This is a genomic window from Flavobacterium limnosediminis JC2902, from assembly GCF_000498535.1.
GTDB lineage: Bacteria > Bacteroidota > Bacteroidia > Flavobacteriales > Flavobacteriaceae > Flavobacterium > Flavobacterium limnosediminis.
Genome location: NZ_AVGG01000002.1, coordinates 380,509 through 400,921, shown reverse-complemented (window position 1 = coordinate 400,921; position 20,413 = coordinate 380,509). Strand labels below are relative to the sequence as shown.

The following is a 20,413-nucleotide window of genomic DNA, read 5'->3' as shown; positions in this document are numbered from 1 at the left end:
GGATAAAAAAAATTACTCTTTCGATTTAGTCAAATAATACACAGGAATCCCAGTCAGCATTATCAGTACACCCCAACCACAGGTCGAGAATTTGGTAATCAAAAGTGAAATACTGATTGCCGAAGCCGTTATTATATAAAACAGCGGTAAGAACGGATAACCAAACGCTTTGTAAGGTCGTTCTGCATCGGGTTGTTTTTTACGCAGAATGAAGATGCCGTAAATGGTCAGGATATAGAAAATCAATACGATGATCACCACGAAGTCCAATAAGTCGCCGTATTTTCCGGTCAGACATAAGGCGGATGCCCAGACACATTGTGCCCAAAGCGCCCAAGCCGGTACGCTGAATTCATTCAGATGCGCCGCCTTCTTAAAGAACAAACCGTCTTTTGCCATCGTATAATACACACGCGCTCCAGCCATAATTAATCCGTTGTTGCAGGCAAAAGTGGAAATCATAATCATGATGGCGATAATCAATGTGCCGATATTTCCGAAAATATTATTGGCAGCCACCACGGCCACACGATCCGATTTCGCAAAGGCAATCTCCTCCAAAGGCACTACGGCAACATACATCACATTGGCCATAACATAAATAATGGTCACGATAAACGTTCCTAAAAACAGACTCAATCCTACATTGCGCTGCGGATTTCTAATCTCACCGGCAATAAACGTAACCCCGTTCCAGGCATCGCTCGAAAACAAGGATCCCACCATTGCAGCAGAAATTCCGGTAATCAAGGCTGTTCCGGAAATGGGAAGCCAGGAACCTGTTTCGGCATTAAATGATTTTGTGGCCCAGACATCCGTCCAGTTCGCATCCCAAACATTGGCTTTGGCGGCCATTAATCCGAAAATGATCAACCCTAACAACGACGCTATTTTAATAATGGTCAGAACGGTCTGGAGTATTTTTCCGTTTTTTACCCCTCGGCTGTTAATGAAGGTCAGTAATATGATGGTGAAAATAGAAACCAACTGAGCCGCATTAAGCTTAAAGGAACCTATTTCGTATAGAACATTTTCATCACTTACGGCAGGAACCAGATAAGCGGCAAATTTCGAAAAAGCAACCCCAACGGCAGCAATGGTTCCGGTTTGAATCACGCCGAAGAAGCTCCATCCGTACAAAAAGGCTATGAGTTTATTGTAAGCTTCTTTCAAATACACATATTGTCCGCCCGCTTTCGGGAACATGGCACTCAATTCGCCATAACTCACCGCAGCAATAATAGTGATCAGTCCGGAGAACAACCAGATGATCAATAACCAGGCCGTGGATCCCACCTGTCGGGCAATGTCAGCACTCACAATAAAAATTCCGGATCCTATCATGGAACCCACCACCAGCATGGTTCCGTCCAGTAATCCCAATTCGCGTTTCAGATGTTGGTTTTCGTCTTGCATAAAATTTTTGTTAAATCGGTCTAAAGATATGAAAACATAACTTTTTGTGAAGCTTTTTTTTGTAACTTTCATAAAGCTAAATTCTTACGATTATGGAAAGTGAAAAAGAATACTCAAACGGTGAGGTTACTATAGTTTGGAAGCAACATTTGTGTCAGCATTCCGGAAATTGTGTACGTGGTTTGCCGGAGGTTTTCCGTGCCAAAGTACAACCATGGATTAATGCCCGTGGAGCCAGTTCGGATGAAATTGTGGAACAGGTGAAAAAATGCCCATCAGGCGCTTTATCATTCTATTATAATAAAGATAAAAATGGAGCATAAACTGGACGGGTTGTCAATCCGGATAAACGAAGAAAAAGAATGTTTCGAACTCGAAGTGGATGGGCATATCGCTTTTACCGAGTACAAGATCACCAAACAAAACATCATTTTTCTGACGCATTCCGAAGTGCCGAAGGTTTTGGAAGGCAAAGGTGTCGGATCTGCCTTAGCCTTAAAAACCTTGCAATGGATAAAAGAGAAAGGGTATCCGTTGGCGCCACTTTGTCCCTTTGTGGCTGCGTACATCAAAAGGCATCCGGAATGGAAGGAAATTCTTGCGCCGGGTTATAATGTTTGATTTTCAGGTTTCAGAATCTGCCAACGGAACGCTGCAATCTGATTACTTTCTTTCTATCTTTGTCCCATGAATGAAAATCTGAATCCCAATAAAGACCGTTTTACCCCGCAGGAAGTTGATATTGAAAAGGCATTGCGCCCGCTAAGTTTTGATGATTTTACAGGACAGGATCAGGTATTGGAAAATCTCAAAATTTTCGTGGAAGCGGCCAATCAGCGTGGTGATGCTTTAGATCATACCCTTTTTCACGGACCTCCCGGATTGGGAAAAACCACCTTGGCAAATATTTTGGCCAACGAATTGGGCGTGGGCATCAAAATCACTTCCGGACCTGTTTTGGACAAACCGGGTGATTTGGCCGGATTACTGACCAATCTGGAAGAACGCGACGTTTTATTCATTGACGAAATTCATCGCCTTAGTCCGATTGTGGAAGAATACCTGTATTCCGCCATGGAGGATTTCAAGATTGACATCATGATTGAAAGCGGACCCAATGCCCGAACGGTACAGATCAACCTGAATCCGTTTACCTTGGTAGGTGCCACAACACGTTCCGGTTTACTGACAGCGCCCATGCGCGCGCGTTTCGGAATCCAAAGCCGCTTGCAATATTACAATACCGAATTGCTAACGACGATCGTTCAGCGAAGCTCGTCAATTTTAAATGTGCCGATTTCCATGGAAGCCGCCATCGAAATTGCAGGTCGAAGCCGTGGAACTCCTCGTATTGCCAATGCCTTGTTGCGTCGTGTTCGGGATTTCGCCCAAATTAAAGGCAACGGAAAAATCGATATCGAAATTGCCCGCTACGCTTTGAAAGCGTTACACGTGGATGCAAACGGTCTCGACGAAATGGATAACAAAATCCTGACCACCATCATCGATAAGTTCAAAGGTGGGCCTGTTGGTCTCACAACCCTGGCAACCGCAGTTTCCGAAAGCGGTGAAACCATCGAAGAAGTATACGAACCGTTCTTAATTCAGGAAGGGTTCATCATGCGTACGCCAAGAGGAAGAGAAGCTACCGAGAAAGCGTATAAACATCTTGGAAAAGTTAAAACGAATATCCAGGGCGGACTTTTTTAGGGCATTCCCCTTTGGGTCGGGCTTTCGCACTCGCTTTTTTTAGTTCCGCAAGCTCCACTAAAAAAGAGCTCAGACAATTGCTCTATCCCTAATGCGGGCCAAGAACATTAAGATCTGCCAATCTGTAAAATCCGCGTGATTTTCATAAAGTGATTTTTTAGTGCACTTCAGGTAATAAACGCATAACAGAAAATCTGCGGAAATCCGTGAAGTCTGCGTGATTTTCATAAAATAATTTTTAACGCATTTCAAATGACAAAATGCATTCCACGAAAGTAAAATCTGCAACAATCTGCGAAGTCAGCGTGATTTTAAAAATATATTTTTAGAGCATCTCAAATGATAAGCCAGCAATCAAAATACACCCAAATGATCAAATCCGAAGCCAAGCGCCTCGGGTTTTTGTCTTGCGGTATCTCCAAAGCGGGTTTTCTCGAAGAAGAAGCCCCGCGTTTGGAACGTTGGCTAAAGCAAAACTACCATGGTGAAATGAGTTTTATGGAAAATTATTTCGACAAGCGCTTAGATCCTACGTTGCTTGTTGATGATTCCAAAAGCGTAATTTCCCTATTGCTGAACTACTATCCTCCGGAACTGCAAAACGAAGAAAGTTATAAGATTTCAAAATATGCTTATGGTAAAGATTATCATAATGTAATTAAGAAGAAAGTAAAAAAACTGCTCAATTATATCAAAGCCGAGATCGGGGATGTTTCCGGTAGGGCTTTTGTAGATTTTGCACCGGTAATGGACAAAGCCTGGGCAGCTAAAAGCGGTCTGGGGTGGATAGGTAAGAACAGTAATTTGTTGACGCAAAAAGTCGGTTCTTTTTATTTTATCGCCGAATTAATTGTGGATTTGGATTTGGAATACGACCACGCTACAACAGACCATTGCGGTTCGTGCACGGCTTGTCTCGATGCCTGCCCGACTGAAGCCATTGTCGCACCCTATGTGGTAGATGGTAGTAAGTGTATCTCCTATTATACGATTGAGTTGCAAGATAATCTTCCGGCAGAGATGAAAGGAAAGCTCGACGATTGGATGTTCGGTTGTGATGTGTGCCAGGATGTGTGTCCTTGGAACAAATTCTCAAAAGCACACAGCGAGCCACTGTTTAAACCGTATCCCGAATTACTTTCCTATTCGAAGAAAGACTGGGAAGAAATTACTCAGGAAACCTTCGAAAAAGTGTTTACTAATTCTCCTTTGAAGCGAGCCAAAATATCCGGCCTGAAGCGAAATATCGATTTTCTTAAACAATCATAATTTCTTTTTATTGCGGAATCGCAAAACCATGTATTTCGAAAAGTAATACGCCAATACAGCCATGAATCCGCTGACTATAACTGATCCTATCAAAATGGTCAGGCCGGTATCTTTCAGATTTTCTTTCCAGTTATCAATGTCAAATGCAATCGAATGATTGAGAAGTATCGCGCCGACTTCATAATTCATAAGCATGAAAAAAGGACTCGTGAATGGATTAGAAATAACGCTGGTGGCCACTGCAATTGCCAGATTGAATTTAAACACCCGGCTCAACACAACGACAAGCGGGGTTCCAAAACCAAAAGTCGGAAATACGCTTATGAAAGTGCCAATCGCCGCGCCCCAGGCAATCTCCTCGGTGCTGTCGTGTGATTTGGCGATCTTCCAAAAGAAATCGACTACGGCTTTCCATTTCATTTCAAACTATTTTTTAAAAATCGATTGTACGGCAAAAAGGTGAGCAGTGTTTCGAAAAACCTGACGATGTAATATGAAATCCACTGTTTGAATCGTGGCAGTAATTTATTTTGCGGCTGAAAAGATTCGGAAGTGATTTGGTTGCATTGTGAAATGATATCTTCCAAATGCTTCTGATACATTTCAGCAAACGGAACGGAATGGATTCCGACATTCGTTTCAATACTGGCATGGGAACTCAAATGGTTTAGGTTGAAAGAGCCGATGGTGGTCCATTTTCGGTCAACAACAGCGGACTTTCCGTGTAAAATGGATTGGTTCCATTCATACAGTTCGATGTTGTTCCGAAGTAAAAAAGCATAGTAGAAACTGATGGCGCTTTTTACCAGAGGAACATCGGATATACCCGAAAGGATCAGAAGAATACGGACTTTTCTTTCCGCAGCTTTTTTAAGTGTCTGGGTCAGTTTTCTTCCGGGCAGAAAATAGCCGCATACAATAATGATTTCTGTTTGCGCCATTTGGATGGATTTAAGATAGGAACTTTGGATTTCGTTTTTTCGCCGAAGCCAATCATTTTGAAGCAGTTTTGCTATAGTCTGATTTTGCAGATATCCCGTTTGTTTTTTCTTAAAAATCCGATTTCTTTTCTTTAAAAAATAGTAGTGACAGATTGCTTGCGCCTGCTTTCCGACAGTTGTGTCGTTAATCATAACGGCATAATCGAGCCAGGGAACTTCGGTTGTATTGCCTTCGTATTTTTTTGCAATATTAATACCGCCGATTAAAACGGTTTTGGCATCAGCGACCACAATTTTATGGTGCAGTCTTCTTCCGAAGTAAAAAGTATGATAGGAAAATAACGGTGAAAAAAAACGAAACTGAATACCGCTCAGTCTTAAATCATTTACAAATTTCTCTGATAAAGCCCGCGATCCCAATCCGTCCAGTAAAAGAAATACCTTTACCTTCCTTAGGACTGCTTTTTTCAATGCGTTGATTATTTTATTTCCGGTAGCATCGTCTTCCAGAATGTAGGTTTGGAAATGAATTTCGGTACTGGCTTCATTGATTAATTTTTCAAGGCGGTCAAAATAATCCCCTCCGCTATAGACAAGCGTTATGGTTTCTGTGGTAAGGTTGTGTTGACTGCTTTTTTCCATTTTTACCCATTTAAAATTGATGTTATTTGGTAAAAGCTTGAGTGTTAACAATGTAAGAATAATTAATAAGATGGGCAACTGTTTTTTATTTCTTATTTTTTTTGAGTGTCTTTAATCGTGTAAAACGGAATTTGGTTAAAACTAAATTACTTAAAAATAAACGTAATTAATTGCAAATGAGAATGAAAGAAAACTTTTTCAAAGAATAGGGTTAAAAATTTCAATTATTCTCTTCATCCTTTTATCTTTGTTAGTTAGTAAATAAACAAACCATGCACAAAGACAGTAAAAGAAGAGAAGCTTTATTATACCACGCCAAACCCACCCCGGGTAAAATCCAGGTTGTTCCTACTAAAAAATATGCTACACAAAGAGACTTGGCATTGGCCTATTCTCCGGGAGTTGCCGAGCCTTGTTTAGAAATCGAAAAAGACGTTAACAACGTTTATAAATATACCGCAAAAGGAAATTTAGTAGCTGTTATTTCAAACGGTACCGCAGTTTTAGGTTTAGGGGATATTGGTCCCGAAGCTTCAAAACCCGTGATGGAAGGAAAAGGACTTTTGTTTAAGATCTTCGCCGATATTGATGTTTTTGACATCGAAGTGGATACCAAAGACGTTGAAAAATTCATAGAAACGGTAAAAAATATTGCGCCGACTTTCGGTGGAATCAATTTAGAAGATATCAAAGCACCGGAATCTTTCGAAATCGAAAGACGTTTGGTGGAAGAACTGAATATTCCGGTAATGCACGACGACCAACACGGAACGGCCATCATTTCCTCGGCAGCCTTGCTGAATGCGGTGGAATTGGCCGGAAAGAAAATGGGTGAAGTGAAAATGGTAGTGTCCGGAGCAGGTTCGGCAGCCATCGCTTGTGCGAATCTGTATGTTTCTTTTGGTGTGAAACGCGAAAATATTGTGATGTTTAACAGTAAGGGAGCCTTACGCAAAGACGATCCGAAAATTTCGGAAATGCAGCGAGCGTATGCCACCGATAAACAATTCGATGGCTTGGGAGATGCCATGAAAGGTGCCGATGTGTTCATCGGATTATCTTCGGGTGATATCGTAACTCCTGAAATGTTGTTGAGTATGGCGGATAACCCTATAGTTTTTGCCATGGCGAATCCAACCCCGGAAATCCGATACGATTTGGCCATCGCAACGAGAAAAGATATTATTATGGCAACCGGTCGTTCCGATCATCCTAATCAGGTGAACAACGTACTTGGTTTCCCGTTCATTTTCCGTGGAGCGCTTGACGTTCGCGCAACGAAAATCAACGAAGAAATGAAAAAAGCGGCGGTAATTGCTTTGGCGAATCTGGCGAAAGCTTCGGTTCCTGAGCAGGTTAATATCGCTTACGGTGAAACGAAACTGACTTTCGGCCGTGATTATATTATTCCGAAACCATTCGATCCGCGTTTAATTGCCGAAGTGCCGCCAGCGGTTGCAAAAGCAGCCATGGAATCGGGAGTAGCAACAGCTCCGATTACGGATTGGGACAAATACCGTGAGGAATTGCTGGAACGAATGGGCTCCGATAATAAAATGGTTCGTTTGTTGATCAACCGTGCGAAAACCGAACCTAAAAGAGTGATTTTTGCTGAGGCCGATCACCTAGATGTGTTGAAAGCCGCTCAAATCGTTATGGAAGAAGGTATCGGAACACCCATTTTATTGGGGAATAAGGAAACTATCTTAGAGCTGAAAGAAGAAATCGGTTTTGATGAGGATGTAGTTATCATCGATCCGAAAACCAAAGAAGAAGAAGAGAGAAGAAATCGTTTTGCCAATGCGTATTGGGAATCGAGAAGAAGAAGAGGAACGTCATTACTGGATGCCCAAAAATGGATGCGGGAGCGTAATTATTTCGCAGCCATGATGGTGAACGAAGGTGAAGCGGATGCTTTGGTTACCGGGTATTCCAGAAGTTATCCGACGGTGGTGAAACCAATGCTGGAGTTAATACCAAAGCAACAGGGAGTAAGCCGAATTGCTACAACAAATATGATGATGACCAAAAGAGGTCCGGTATTTTTAGCGGACACGGCCATTAACCCGAACCCGTCATCCGAAGATTTGGCAAGAATAGCATTAATGGCTGCCAAAACGGTACGAATGTTCGGTATGGAACCGGTTATCGCGATGGTGTCGTTTTCTAATTTCGGTTCTTCATCTGATGAAAGCGCCGTTAAAATCAGAAAAGCGGTGGCAATTTTGCACGAACAGCACCCGGATTTAATTGTAGACGGAGAAATCCAAACCGATTTCGCACTGAATCAGGAAATGCTGGCCAGTAAATTCCCATTCTCGAAACTGGCAAATAAGAAGGTGAACACGTTGGTGTTTCCTAACCTGGATGCGGCAAATATCACCTATAAAATGTTGAAAGAACTGAACAAGGTGATGTCTATCGGACCGATCATGATGGGGTTAGACAAGCCGGTTCATATTTTCCAATTGGGAGCCAGTGTGGAAGAAATGGTTAACATGGCAGCTGTGGCCGTAGTGGATGCCCAAGAGAAAGAAAAAAGACTTAAACAAGCACAAAAAAATAATTAAAAGGAATCTTTTATCCGATTCTCAGTTACTTCTGCGGTTCTGATTATCAGGATAAAAGATTTTTCTTATTTTTGATCGATTAATACATACGTATGATAGCACACATTCAGGGGAAATTAGTGGAAAAAACGCCTACCGAAGTTGTAATTGACTGCAACGGAGTGGGTTATCATATTAATATTTCATTACATACCTTTTCCTTACTGCCGGATTCCGACCATCTGAAGCTGTTTACGTTTCTGCAGGTTAAAGAAGATGCGCATACGTTATTCGGTTTTGTTGAAAAAGCAGAACGCGAGCTGTTTAAACTATTATTATCCGTTTCCGGAGTGGGTGCGAGTACGGCAAGAACCATGTTGTCCTCCATAACTCCCCAGCAGATTATACAGGCCATTGCCTCCGGAGATGTGGCAACCGTGCAATCCATAAAAGGAATCGGTGCCAAAACGGCGCAACGGATTATTCTGGATCTGAAAGAAAAGGCACTGAAAATTTACAATTTGGATGAAACATCCTTTTCGCAAAGCAATACAAACAGAGATGAAGCGTTATCTGCTTTGGAAGTTTTAGGGTTTGCCCGAAAACCGGCTGAAAAAGTAGTCGATAAAATCGTAAAGGAAGATGGGAATGCTTCTGTGGAAACTATTATTAAACTAGCTTTAAAAAACCTGTAGTCATTTGAAAACGCAATACATTAAAAACTTTTTCAAAATAAAGACAATTAAGGTAGTCCTACTGGTATTGTTTTTCGGTGTTTCCGTTCACGCGCAAGTTGATGAAGAAGAAACGGATTCGGTAAAAACCGGTGTCGATTTGGGACAATTGCAATTGGGTAATCCGCAGAGTATTACTGAAGCATATACGTATGACCCGGCGACCGATCGCTATATTTATACCAAAACCTTCGATGGTTTCAATATCAATTATCCGATTGTTTTAACGCCCGCGGAGTACGAAGAACTTCTGACCCGTGAATCCATGCGGGAGTATTATCAGAAGAAACTTGACGCTATCGACGGTAAGAAAGCCGGCTCGGAGGAAGCTAAAAAAGACCTTTTGCCAAGATATTATGTGAATTCAGGCTTCTTTGAAACTATCTTCGGCGGCAATACCATTGATGTCAAACCTACAGGATCCGTTGAAATGGACTTGGGAATCCGGTTTACCAAACAGGACAATCCTTCCTTTTCCCCGAGAAACAGAAAGAGTCTTACCTTTGATTTCGATCAGCGAATCAGTTTGAGCATGCAGGGGAAAGTTGGAACGCGTTTAATGGTTAATGTCAATTATGACACCCAGTCCACTTTCGCCTTCCAAAACCTGATCAAATTGGAATACACTCCGACGGAAGACGACATCATCAAAAAAATTGAAGTCGGTAACGTGAGTTTTCCACTGAACAGTTCTTTAATTCGAGGGGCTCAGAGTTTGTTTGGAGTTAAAACAGAATTGCAGTTCGGTAGAACAACGGTAACAGGGGTTTTCTCAGAGCAAAAATCGCAAACCAAATCGGTCACCGCACAGGGCGGAGGAACATTGCAGGATTTCGAATTGTTCGCCTTGGATTATGATTCCGACAGACACTACTTCCTTTCACAATATTTCCGCAATAAATACGACGAAGCCTTAAAAACCTATCCGGTTATCAGCAGCAGGGCTCAGATTACACGTATCGAGGTTTGGATTACCAATAAACAAAACCGTATTAATGCCACCGACAATAACTTAAGAAATATTCTAGCCCTGCAGGATTTGGGAGAAGGTCAGTTAACCGATCCGGCCACCGGTGCAGATATCTCTGCATCAACCGTAGGGGTGCATAACCAGAGCATTCCCAACTTTTATAACGGAACGACTTTCAATGTGCCTTCCGATAATGCGAATAACCTTTTTGATCCGGCGCTTGTGGGGACACCTACAGGTTTGCTGAATTCGGCAATTAGGGACATCGCCACTTCAGCCAATGGGTTCAATCCGCCTGTAGCCACTGTGGAAGGCAGGGATTATGCGAAATTGGAGAATGCCCGTAAATTGGCACCGAGCGATTATACTTTTCATCCGCAATTGGGATATATTTCCTTAAACCAACGATTGGCGAATGATGAAGTTTTGGCTGTCGCTTTTCAGTACAGTATTGGGGATGAAATTTATCAGGTAGGTGAATTCGGAACGGATGGTGTGGATGCTACCCAGGTAAATTCAGGAGTTCCTACGTCACAGAGTTTGATATTGAAAATGCTGAAAAGCAATCTGAATAATATCGATCAGCCGGTTTGGAATTTAATGATGAAAAACATTTATCAGATTCCGGGCGCTTATCAGTTGTCGCAGGAGGATTTCAGATTCAACATTCTTTATACCGATCCGTCACCGTTAAATTATATTACTCCGGTTGAAGGGACATCATTTCCGCCAAACGACCCTGTAAATCCAGAAAACAATGTAATCGAAACACCATTGTTAAAAGTTTTTAATTTAGATAAGTTGAATTACACCAATGACCTTCAGAAAGGGGGCGATGGTTTCTTCGATTTTATTCAGGGTATGACCGTCGACACGCAAAACGGGCGCCTTATTTTTACCACGGTGGAACCTTTCGGTAAATTGTTATTCGAGAAATTAAGAACTGGTCCATTAGAAAATTATGATGATCCGCTAACCGGTTACAATCCCAACCAGACGAAATACGTATTCCGTAATTTATATAAGAAAACACAAGCTCTGGCACTACAGGACAGTGACAAGAATAAGTTCCAGTTAAAAGGAAGGTTCAAATCGACAGGCGGCGACGGAATTTCTATCGGTGCATTCAATGTGCCTCAGGGTTCTGTTGTAGTTTCCACCGGCGGACGTGTTTTGGTGGAGGGAGTGGATTATACCGTGGATTATCAGAGAGGCCGCGTGCAGATTCTGGATCCGACTTTAGCTAATCAGCCAATCGATGTGTCTCTTGAAAATAACTCCGTTTTCGGACAACAAACCAGACGTTTTTACGGATTGAATGTGGAACATAAATTCAGTGATAAATTTCAGGTGGGAGGATCATTCCTACGTATGTCTGAAAAACCATTCACACAAAAATCAAACTACGGTCAGGAATCGGTAAACAATACGATAGTGGGTGTAAACGGGAATTTCTCTACCGAGGTTCCGTTCTTTACCCGTATGGTAAATAAATTGCCGAATCTTGATACCGATGTGCCTTCCAATTTTTCATTCCGTGGTGAGTTTGCTTATCTAATGCCGGATGCTCCCAAAAATGACAGTTTTAACGGGGAAGCCACAATTTATATTGACGATTTTGAAGGTTCGCAATCAACCATAGACATGCGTTCTCCGCAAGCCTGGTCTTTGGCAAGTGTTCCTTTGGAGGGCGATTTGGACGGTGTTCCCGGTGAAGCGACGAGTCCGCCTTCGGATGACTTATCGGTAGGGTACAAAAGAGCTAAATTGTCATGGTATACTATTGATCCGGTGTTCTATGTCGAGTCGCAGCGACCGTCCGGAATCTCGGAAGCTGATTTGCGCTCCAATAGGGTGCGACGAATTTACAGCGACGAATTGTATCCCAATGTTGATATCGCTCAGGGGCAGTCTACTGTTGTCAGTACCTTGGATATGACATATTACCCAGATGAAAGAGGACCGTACAATTATAGCCCGTTAGCCGATCCTGCAACAAATGCTTTGGCTAATCCGACTAACAACTGGGGCGGTATCATGCGTTCGATTAATTCCACCAACTTTGAACAATCCAATGTGGAATACATCCAGTTTTGGATGATGGACCCTTATTACGGACAAAATCCCGAAGATATTACTCCGCTAACCAATACCGGAAAACTGACAATCAACTTGGGTGAGATTTCCGAAGATATTCTTAACGACGGCAGGAAATTATACGAAAATGGTTTGCCTGAAGTAGGTTCCACTTTGCCAACTTACAGTACCAACTGGGGTAAAATCCCGTCAGCGCAATCCTTAATTTACGCTTTTGATTCCGATGAGGGTAACCGTGCGGTTCAGGATGTCGGGTTAAACGGATTAGGGGATGCGGAAGAAGCGGTTAAGTATCCTGCATTTGGAGTCAATCCCGATCCTTCATACGATAATTATCAATATTATTTAAGCGCAGGCGGTGGCGTACTTGAGCGTTACAGAAACTACAATGGTGTGGAAGGGAATTCACCGGTGAGTTTGTCGGATACCGACAGAGGTTCCACTACATTACCGGATGTGGAAGACGTGAATCGTGATAACACAATGAATACCATAAATGCGTATTATAAATTTGAAGTTCCGATTCAGCCGAATCCTGTAATTGGTCAGAATTATGTGGTTGATACAAGGGTGAATGATGCTGTGCCGATAACAAACGGAACGACCAAAGTACGATGGGTATTGTATAAAGTTCCGATTTTAGAAGCTACAGATGCTAATACAATTGGTTCGATATCCGATTTCCGTTCGATTCGTTTTATGCGAATGTTCCTAACAGATTTCCAGGAGGAGTTAACGCTTCGTTTCGGTTCACTTGATTTAGTGCGTGGCGAATGGAGACGCTATCTGTCGTCTATGGACAACAATGATCCGGATGTCTCCGACGATAATACCGCTTTCGATGTAACTTCCCTGAATATACAGGAGAACGGAGACAGAACTCCGATTCCTTACGTGATGCCTCCGGGTGTGGAGCGCGAGCAGTTAAACAACAATAACTCGATTATTGATCAGAACGAACAGTCACTTTCTTTACGCGTTTACAGTAAAGACGGTTCGCCAACTGGCGGATTGGAAGAAAAAGATGCCCGTTCCGTTTTTAAAAATGTAAGTGTGGACATGCGTCAGTTCAAGAAACTGAGAATGTTTGTGCATGCGGAATCACTTGAAACGAGCAGTGATCTGCAAAATGACGAAATGGTTGCCTTCCTTCGTTTTGGAAATGACTTCAGTGAGAATTTCTATGAGGTTCAGATTCCGTTGAAACCAACCGCTTTCGGGGAAACGGATCCGACCAGAGTGTGGCCAACGGCTAATGAAATAGACTTGTCGTTATCGTTACTTACTCAACTGAAAATATTAGCATTACAAGGGAATGTTCCTCCTGATGATGATATAACCGATGGGGTCCAGTTTGTAAATGAGGATTATCTTGATGGCTCATTGGCCGGTAAAGAAAACCTGCTACGCATCGGGGTAAAAGGAAATCCGAATTTCGGTTTGGTGCGAACGTTAATGATTGGAGTCAGAAACAGAACCAATCCGGGTAAAACAATACGCGGAGAAGTTTGGTTTAACGAACTTCGTATGTCTGACATGGATAACAAGGGCGGTTGGGCGGCCGTAGCTAGTATGGATACCAACTTTGCTGATTTTGCTAACCTTTCTGCAGCCGGAAGAAGAACAACCATAGGTTTCGGTGGGTTGGAAGAAGGTCCGAATGAACGCAGTCGTGAGGATGTTATTCAGTATAATGTGGTGACTAATGTTAATGCCGGTAAATTGCTTCCGAAAAAATGGGGATTGACCATTCCGTTCAATTACGCGGTGGGTGAAGAAACCATAACGCCGAAATACGATCCTTTTTATCAGGATATCGAACTGGAACAGTTGTTGGATGTGACGCAGGATGCTGCCGAGAGATCGAACATCGAAAACCGCGCCATTGATTATACCAAACGAACCAGTATCAATTTCATCGGTGTTAAGAAGGAAAGAGCTCCGGAACAAAAACAACATTTTTACGATCCTGAAAATCTTACATTGTCGCATTCCTTCAACGAAATGACGCATCATGATTTCCAGATAGAGAATTTGCTGGATCAGCAAACAAAATCTTCAGCGGATTATGCCTTCGCGTTTAAGCCGAATTCGGTAGAGCCGTTCAAGAGTACTAAATTCATGAAGAAAAGCAGTTACTGGAAATTGTTGAGTGATTTTAATTTCAACTTTTTGCCAACAACGGTTTCTTTCTCATCTAATATCCTTCGTCAATACAACAAACAAGTGTTCAGGCAGGTGGAAGTGGAAGGTATCGGTTTGGATCCGTTGTATAGAAGGAATTATCTCTTCAATTACAATTACGGTTTCAATTATAGTTTCTCCAAAGGATTGCGTTTCAGTTATAATGTGGTCACTAACAATATCGTTCGTAACTATTTTGACGAAAACAGAATGCCTATTGATGAACTAACTGTTTGGGATGATTATTTTAATATGGGTGAGGCAAATATGCATACCCAGCAATTGATTGTCAATTACGATTTGCCGATCAATAAAATTCCGGTGTTGGGATTTGTGAAGTCGGTTTATTCGTATACGGGTGATTATAGTTGGCAGCGTTCTTCCGATGCACTTTCTTCCGTGGACGGCTACTCGTTAGGGAATACTATTCAGAATGCGGGATCACATAAGCTGAATACGACGCTAAACATGGATCTGTTTTATAAATATATAGGTTTGACGGCCAAGAAGAGTAAGAATGTTAAGCCGCAAGCTAAACCTGCCGCTCCTAAACCGGGTCAGAAAGTTACGGCTGCCCCAACCAACGTGTCTGATGAAAGAAGTTTGTTTGCCGAAAGGATGATAGGTTTGGTTACGGCATTGAAAACGCTTCAGGTAAATTATACACAAAATGAAGGGACAATGTTGCCTGGGTACCTGCAGAATGTCGGTTTCCTAGGGACTTCAAAACCTACAGTCGGTTTCGTGTTGGGCAGTCAGGCTGATGTGCGTTACGATGCGGCCAGAAACGGGTGGTTGACATACTATCCGGAATTCAATCAGAATTTTACTCAGGTTGCTAATAAAATCCTGAACATTACAGGACAGTTGGAGCCGTTCCCGGATTTCAAAATTGATATTTTGGCTGATCGTATCATGAGTGAAAACCATTCGGAGCAATACGATGTTTCCTCCGACGGGCGATACAATCCTCGTTCTCCTTATGAATTTGGTAATTTTTCGATTACGACCGTGATGATTAAAACGGCATTCAAGCAAAGTGATGAAAACGTTTCTTCGCCATTTACTGATTTCGTGAATAACAGATTGATTATTGCAAATCGTCTGGCGGAATCCCATTACGGAGGAAATATTCCACGTTACGGAGATGCGGCTAACCCGATTCCTGCTCCTACCGATCCTAATTATGCTTTTTATGTTTCTAATCAGGGTTACCCTATCGGATACGGAAAAAACAGTCAGCAGGTATTGATTCCGTCTTTCCTGTCTGCTTATACAGGATTTGTCAGTCACGAAAAAGGGCATGATGCTTCGAAAATATCGTTGGAAACATTCAGGGATATACCGATTCCTAACTGGAATGTGAAGTACACCGGTTTGATGCGATACAAGTGGTTTAAAGATTCGTTCAAGCGTTTCTCCTTGCAGCATGGTTACAGATCGTCTTATACGATTAACTCGTTCCGTTCCAATTTTGATTATGATGATAATCCGTTAGGTCAGGATAATAATGGTTTCGGGAATTTCTATGCGAACAAAATTATTGCCAATATTAACCTTGTGGAGCAGTTTAATCCGTTGGTGCGTGTGGATTTTGAAATGAAAAATTCGTTCAAAGTCCTGGCGGAAATGAAAAGAGACCGTGCACTGTCGCTGAGTTTTGATAATAATCTGTTAACTGAGGTAAAAGGGAATGAATATATAGTAGGTTTAGGTTACCGTGTTAAGGATTTGATGTTCACTTCGATGCTTTCGGATGATCCTACCGGGGTTATTAAAAGTGACCTGAACCTGAAAGCCGACGTTTCTTTCCGAAACAACAAAACAATTGTCCGTTATCTGGATTATGAAAACAATCAGTTAGGAGGAGGGCAAAACATCTGGTCTATTAAATTCACGGCGGATTATGCGTTCAATAAAAACCTGACTGCCATTTTCTATTACGATCATTCGTTCTCCAAGGCCGTTATATCCACGACTTTCCCGATTACCAACATCCGTTCGGGATTCACGCTTCGATATAACTTTGGAAATTAAACTAAAAACATTTTATTGTTAACCCGAATAAATATACATTTGTCGAATAAAAATAAACACAATGAACATACCAGCTAATTTAAAGTACACAAAAGACCATGAATGGGTAAGCATTGATGGCGATATCGCGACTGTGGGAATTACAGATTTCGCACAAAAAGAACTTGGAGACATTGTTTATGTTGAAGTTGAAACGTTAGACCAGACTTTAGCAAAAGATGAAGTTTTCGGAACTGTTGAAGCTGTTAAAACAGTTTCTGATTTGTTTTTACCTCTTTCAGGTGAAATTATCGAGTTCAATGAAGAGCTGGAAACTACTCCGGAGGCTGTAAATTCAGATGCTTACGGAGCAGGATGGATGGTGAAAGTGAAACTTTCAGATGCTTCTGAAATCGATTCATTGTTATCCAGCGAAGAATACAAAGAGCTAATTGGAGCATAAGCGAAGATTTTTCTTAGCGGTTCTCTGGACGTTGGCGATTGCCGTGGCCTGTCTTGTCAGTGTGAACGAAGTTCCCAAAGTGACGGTTTTTGGTAAAGACAAAACGATACATTTCTTTTTTTATTTTGTCTTCACCCTGTTGTGGTTTTTGTTTCTCACGAAAGAACTGCCTAAATGGTCCTTCGGACAAAAGGCTTTTTTCATTCTTGGTTCTTCCTTTTTGTATGGCGGAATCATTGAAATTGGTCAGGAACTCTTTACTGCTTCCAGAAAAGCGGATGTTTATGATGTTATTGCCAATGTCTCCGGCAGTTTAGTCGGGATTCTGGTTTTGCTTTTTATGACGAAATCCGCAAAGAACAGTGCTTCAAAAAAATAGTACAGAATAAATCTCCCACTTCGGTGGGATTTTTTTATTTTTATCGCATGGATATAAGACACTATTTGGATTCAACCTACTTGAAAACAGCCTCTCAGGCTGGTTTGACAAAAGCTCAAAATCTTGAAGTGGTGAAGGGTTTTATTCAGGAAGCCATCGATGAAAAATTTAAACTGATAATGGTGCGTCCTGAAATGGTCGCCCTTGCAAATGAAATGGTGTCGGCGGCAAATTCAAAAGTTGCTGTCGGAACCGTTATTGATTTCCCGAAAGGAAACGGTTTGCTGGATGAAAAGCTTAAGGAAGCAGTCATTGCCATAAAGAATGGTGCGGATGACCTGGATTACGTCGTGGATTATGAGGCATTCAAAAGAGGTGAAACCGATGTGGTAAAGAAGCAAGTACTGGAAGGTACGCGATTGGGCCTTTCTCATAACAAAGTTGTGAAGTGGATAATTGAAGTGGCTGCATTGAACGATCATGAGATTGTGCAGTTAACGGCGTTGATAAAAAATGTTGTCATTGCCAATTTTAAAGAAGAACAGTACGCTCAGGTATTCGTAAAATCTTCCACTGGTTTTTTTGAAGCCAAAAAGGGACTGCCCAATGGAGCAACGGTACCGAAAGTAAAATTAATGATTGAGAATGCGTTTCCATTATCGGTGAAAGCCGCAGGAGGTGTCCGTACTTACGAAGAAGCTTTGGAAATGATTTCCCTTGGCGTGAAACGAATCGGGACTTCTTCGGCGAAAGCCATAGTTTCAGGACAAAAATCCGAAAGTGATTACTGAATTCGAGTGACCTGCCCTTAAATTGTTTTGCGGCAATAAGCGTTACATTATCTGATAAAATGCAATTAAAAAAACAAATGAAATATTTAATACCGTTACTTTTTTTCTTCGGCTTCAGTCAATTTATTACCGCCCAAATCAATTCCAAGGAACAATTTCCTGTTTTTCCGGAATGTAAAGCAACTATCGTCAGCCAACAGGAAGCGTGTTTTTATAATCAGTTGCAGAATTTTGTGTACGCCAATTTCAAAGTGCCGCAAGTTGTTACGGATCAAAATTTCAAAGGCAATGTGATTGCACTTTTTGAAGTGGATACTACGGGAACCTTCAAAGTGCTTTATACGGATGCCGCTTTTCCGGAATTGGTTGAGGAAACTAAGCGTGTTTTTTCGCAATTGCCTAAAGTTGAGCCTTCCAAATATGCGGGAAAACCGATTTATTCAAAATATTCGATGAAAATCGCCATCCCTTTGGTAAAGCCTGCTGTGTATGGGACTCAGGCGATTCTGGAGCAGGATAAGAGAAAGACTGTTATCGATCCGAAATCGGAATCTAAGGAATATGCAAGTGTTGCTCATACTTATAAGAAATTCGATAATCCTCAGTTTAAAAGTGCTTTAAATATCCCGTTTTCGCATGCCAATTACGGTGAATTTGACGCTCCTCTGAATCAGGTCGGCACCAATAATCACACGGCTTCAAAACCTTATACCTATGCGGAAGTTTCAAAATATAAGGACCTGGACGGAATTTATAAGCAAAGCATGCAGAAAAGGGACACATGGTTCGGTCGGAAATTATGGAACGAGCATTTGGTGGCCCTTCAGGGGGAGTACTACTGGTTTACCGTGAACCCGATATTTGATTTTCGTTTAGGGAAAGATTTCAGCAGTGAAACCATTGACCATACCTTTGTGAATACGCGAGGAATACATATTCAGGGAGGTCTTGGTGAACAATTGTTTTTTACCACATCCATTTACGAAAGTCAGGGACGATTCGCGGATTACTATAATCAGTATGCCGAATCGATAAAGCCTTCGGGAGGAAATCCGGCAATCGTTCCGGGAATCGGTATCGCAAAAAGATTTAAGGAAGATGCTTATGATTTTCCTTCCGCAGATGCTAATCTGATGTTTGCGCCTGCCAAATTCATTAATCTTCAGTTAGGGTACGGCAGAAATTTCATCGGTGACGGATACCGTTCTCTTTTTACCAGTGATGCGGCAAGTCCATATCCATATTTTAAACTCAATACCACATTTTGGAAAATTAAATATACGAATACCTATATGTGGTTGAAAGATGTTAGAGGTAAAGATGCTTCTACAGGTGAAGATGTTACCGTCGATGGAACGTACGCGACCAAGTATATGGCAAATCACTATCTGAGTTGGAACGTGTCCAAGCGTTTGAATATCGGTTTCTTTGAATCGGTGGTTTGGACCAATACTAACAACCGTGGTTATGATATGAGTTTCATTAATCCGATTGTCTTCTTCCGTTCCGTTGAATTTTCATCTTCTTCAAAGAGTGGGAATGCTGCCTTAGGATTTGCTTCAAAGTATAAATGGAACAGTCAGGTGAATCTGTACGGACAGTTTTTGGTGGACGAATTTTCAACAGGCGATATGTTTGGTGGCGAACAGAGTTGGAAGAATAAATATGCCTATCAGTTGGGAGCGAAATATTACGATGCTTTCAAGATTAAGAATTTATTGCTTCAGGCGGAATACAATCATGTGCGTCCTTATGTGTATTCTCATAGCCGGATTATCACTAATTACGCACACAACAACCAAAGTATGGGGCATGCGTGGGGAGCTAATTTCTATGAATTTGCGCTTATCGGACGATATTATAAAGGAAGATGGTTTGCTAATACGAAACTGACTTACGGAGTGAAAGGCTTTGATTTTGAAAAACCGGCTCCGGGTGCAGCTAAAATTGATCATTCCAATTACGGAGGGGATATCTATCGCGATTATGAAGAGGAGCGTTATGCAGATACGGGCGTAAAAGTAGGTCAGGGAAATAAAACCAATATTCTGATTGCCGATTTGCAGGCGGGCTATGTGGTCAATCCGTCGATGAACCTGAAAATTTTTGGTAATCTGATTTATAGAAATTTTGACCCGACGACAGAAGTTAAATCTGAAACTTTAAACATAACCCGTTCAAGTACAACCTGGTTTTCGATAGGGCTTCGTTCCGATCTGTTTAACTGGTATTATGATTATTAGTATTTTTTT

At 41.7% G+C, this 20,413-nt stretch carries 14 protein-coding genes; 11 read left to right on the top strand and 3 right to left on the bottom strand.

The window, feature by feature from the left end; genetic code table 11:
• Positions 1-12: 12 nt before the first annotated feature.
• Complete coding sequence (locus FLJC2902T_RS04575; protein WP_023578601.1) at positions 13-1,416, bottom strand: APC family permease; 1,404 nt, start codon at positions 1,414-1,416, stop codon at positions 13-15.
• A 92-nt stretch (positions 1,417-1,508) separates the two neighbouring features.
• Between FLJC2902T_RS04575 and FLJC2902T_RS04570 the strand changes: the two genes are divergently transcribed.
• The 4 genes from FLJC2902T_RS04570 (at position 1,509) to queG (ending at position 4,395) form a co-directional block, all read left to right on the top strand.
• Entirely contained in the window at positions 1,509-1,739 is a 231-nt protein-coding gene (locus FLJC2902T_RS04570) for a (4Fe-4S)-binding protein (RefSeq protein WP_023578600.1), read from the top strand.
• On the top strand, positions 1,729-2,037 hold the full coding sequence (locus FLJC2902T_RS04565; protein ID WP_051364237.1) for a GNAT family N-acetyltransferase: 309 nt from the start codon (positions 1,729-1,731) through the stop codon (positions 2,035-2,037). The genes FLJC2902T_RS04570 and FLJC2902T_RS04565 overlap by 11 nt, the downstream gene beginning before the upstream one ends.
• A 66-nt stretch (positions 2,038-2,103) precedes the next feature.
• Entirely contained in the window at positions 2,104-3,126 is a 1,023-nt protein-coding gene (ruvB, locus tag FLJC2902T_RS04560; RefSeq protein WP_023578598.1) for a Holliday junction branch migration DNA helicase RuvB, read from the top strand.
• Positions 3,127-3,465: 339 nt separating this feature from the next.
• A complete protein-coding gene (queG, locus tag FLJC2902T_RS04555) occupies positions 3,466-4,395 on the top strand; it encodes a tRNA epoxyqueuosine(34) reductase QueG (protein WP_035677153.1) in 930 nt (309 codons plus the stop codon).
• Here queG and FLJC2902T_RS04550 read toward each other — a convergent pair.
• Both FLJC2902T_RS04550 and FLJC2902T_RS04545 read right to left on the bottom strand, forming a co-directional pair.
• A complete protein-coding gene (locus FLJC2902T_RS04550; RefSeq protein ID WP_035677152.1) occupies positions 4,390-4,815 on the bottom strand; it encodes a DUF2062 domain-containing protein in 426 nt (141 codons plus the stop codon). The genes queG and FLJC2902T_RS04550 overlap by 6 nt on opposite strands.
• On the bottom strand, positions 4,812-5,978 hold the full coding sequence (locus tag FLJC2902T_RS04545; RefSeq protein WP_051364236.1) for a phospholipase D-like domain-containing protein: 1,167 nt from the start codon (positions 5,976-5,978) through the stop codon (positions 4,812-4,814). Before FLJC2902T_RS04545 ends, FLJC2902T_RS04550 begins: the two co-directional genes overlap by 4 nt.
• 272 nt (positions 5,979-6,250) lie before the next feature.
• Between FLJC2902T_RS04545 and FLJC2902T_RS04540 the strand changes: the two genes are divergently transcribed.
• The 7 genes from FLJC2902T_RS04540 to FLJC2902T_RS04510 all read left to right on the top strand — a co-directional run bounded on the left by FLJC2902T_RS04540 (position 6,251) and on the right by FLJC2902T_RS04510 (position 20,404).
• Positions 6,251-8,548, top strand: coding sequence for an NADP-dependent malic enzyme (locus FLJC2902T_RS04540; protein WP_023578594.1), 2,298 nt, complete (start codon positions 6,251-6,253; stop codon positions 8,546-8,548).
• 92 nt (positions 8,549-8,640) lie between these two features.
• Entirely contained in the window at positions 8,641-9,222 is a 582-nt protein-coding gene (gene ruvA / locus FLJC2902T_RS04535) for a Holliday junction branch migration protein RuvA (RefSeq protein ID WP_023578593.1), read from the top strand.
• Positions 9,223-9,259: 37 nt separating this feature from the next.
• On the top strand, positions 9,260-16,549 hold the full coding sequence (sov, locus tag FLJC2902T_RS04530; RefSeq protein ID WP_035677249.1) for a T9SS outer membrane translocon Sov/SprA: 7,290 nt from the start codon (positions 9,260-9,262) through the stop codon (positions 16,547-16,549).
• A 61-nt stretch (positions 16,550-16,610) separates the two neighbouring features.
• Positions 16,611-16,991 (top strand): glycine cleavage system protein GcvH, encoded by a 381-nt coding sequence (gene gcvH, locus FLJC2902T_RS04525; RefSeq protein ID WP_023578591.1) that lies wholly within the window; start codon positions 16,611-16,613, stop codon positions 16,989-16,991.
• The gene (locus FLJC2902T_RS04520; RefSeq protein ID WP_035677151.1) at positions 16,981-17,370 is read left to right on the top strand and encodes a VanZ family protein; all 390 of its coding nucleotides are present in this window, start codon (positions 16,981-16,983) and stop codon (positions 17,368-17,370) included. Before gcvH ends, FLJC2902T_RS04520 begins: the two co-directional genes overlap by 11 nt.
• Before the next feature lie 47 nt (positions 17,371-17,417).
• The gene (gene deoC / locus FLJC2902T_RS04515; RefSeq protein ID WP_035677148.1) at positions 17,418-18,161 is read left to right on the top strand and encodes a deoxyribose-phosphate aldolase; all 744 of its coding nucleotides are present in this window, start codon (positions 17,418-17,420) and stop codon (positions 18,159-18,161) included.
• Positions 18,162-18,238: 77 nt separating this feature from the next.
• Positions 18,239-20,404: a hypothetical protein gene (locus FLJC2902T_RS04510; protein ID WP_023578588.1), complete on the top strand. Its 2,166-nt coding sequence runs from the start codon at positions 18,239-18,241 to the stop codon at positions 20,402-20,404.
• Positions 20,405-20,413: the final 9 nt, after the last annotated feature.

What these genes read in the sequence shown, in the direction of transcription:
- FLJC2902T_RS04570 (WP_023578600.1), top strand. Translation starts at nt 1,509, where the DNA reads ATGGAAAGTGAAAAAGAATACTCAAACGGTGAGGTTACTATAGTTTGG.
- deoC (WP_035677148.1), top strand. Translation starts at nt 17,418, where the DNA reads ATGGATATAAGACACTATTTGGATTCAACCTACTTGAAAACAGCCTCT.
- FLJC2902T_RS04540 (WP_023578594.1), top strand. Translation starts at nt 6,251, where the DNA reads ATGCACAAAGACAGTAAAAGAAGAGAAGCTTTATTATACCACGCCAAA.
- FLJC2902T_RS04510 (WP_023578588.1), top strand. Translation starts at nt 18,239, where the DNA reads ATGAAATATTTAATACCGTTACTTTTTTTCTTCGGCTTCAGTCAATTT.
- gcvH (WP_023578591.1), top strand. Translation starts at nt 16,611, where the DNA reads ATGAACATACCAGCTAATTTAAAGTACACAAAAGACCATGAATGGGTA.
- ruvA (WP_023578593.1), top strand. Translation starts at nt 8,641, where the DNA reads ATGATAGCACACATTCAGGGGAAATTAGTGGAAAAAACGCCTACCGAA.
- FLJC2902T_RS04575 (WP_023578601.1), bottom strand. Translation starts at nt 1,416, where the DNA reads ATGCAAGACGAAAACCAACATCTGAAACGCGAATTGGGATTACTGGAC.
- FLJC2902T_RS04545 (WP_051364236.1), bottom strand. Translation starts at nt 5,978, where the DNA reads ATGGAAAAAAGCAGTCAACACAACCTTACCACAGAAACCATAACGCTT.
- FLJC2902T_RS04550 (WP_035677152.1), bottom strand. Translation starts at nt 4,815, where the DNA reads ATGAAATGGAAAGCCGTAGTCGATTTCTTTTGGAAGATCGCCAAATCA.
- FLJC2902T_RS04565 (WP_051364237.1), top strand. Translation starts at nt 1,729, where the DNA reads ATGGAGCATAAACTGGACGGGTTGTCAATCCGGATAAACGAAGAAAAA.
- ruvB (WP_023578598.1), top strand. Translation starts at nt 2,104, where the DNA reads ATGAATGAAAATCTGAATCCCAATAAAGACCGTTTTACCCCGCAGGAA.
- queG (WP_035677153.1), top strand. Translation starts at nt 3,466, where the DNA reads ATGATAAGCCAGCAATCAAAATACACCCAAATGATCAAATCCGAAGCC.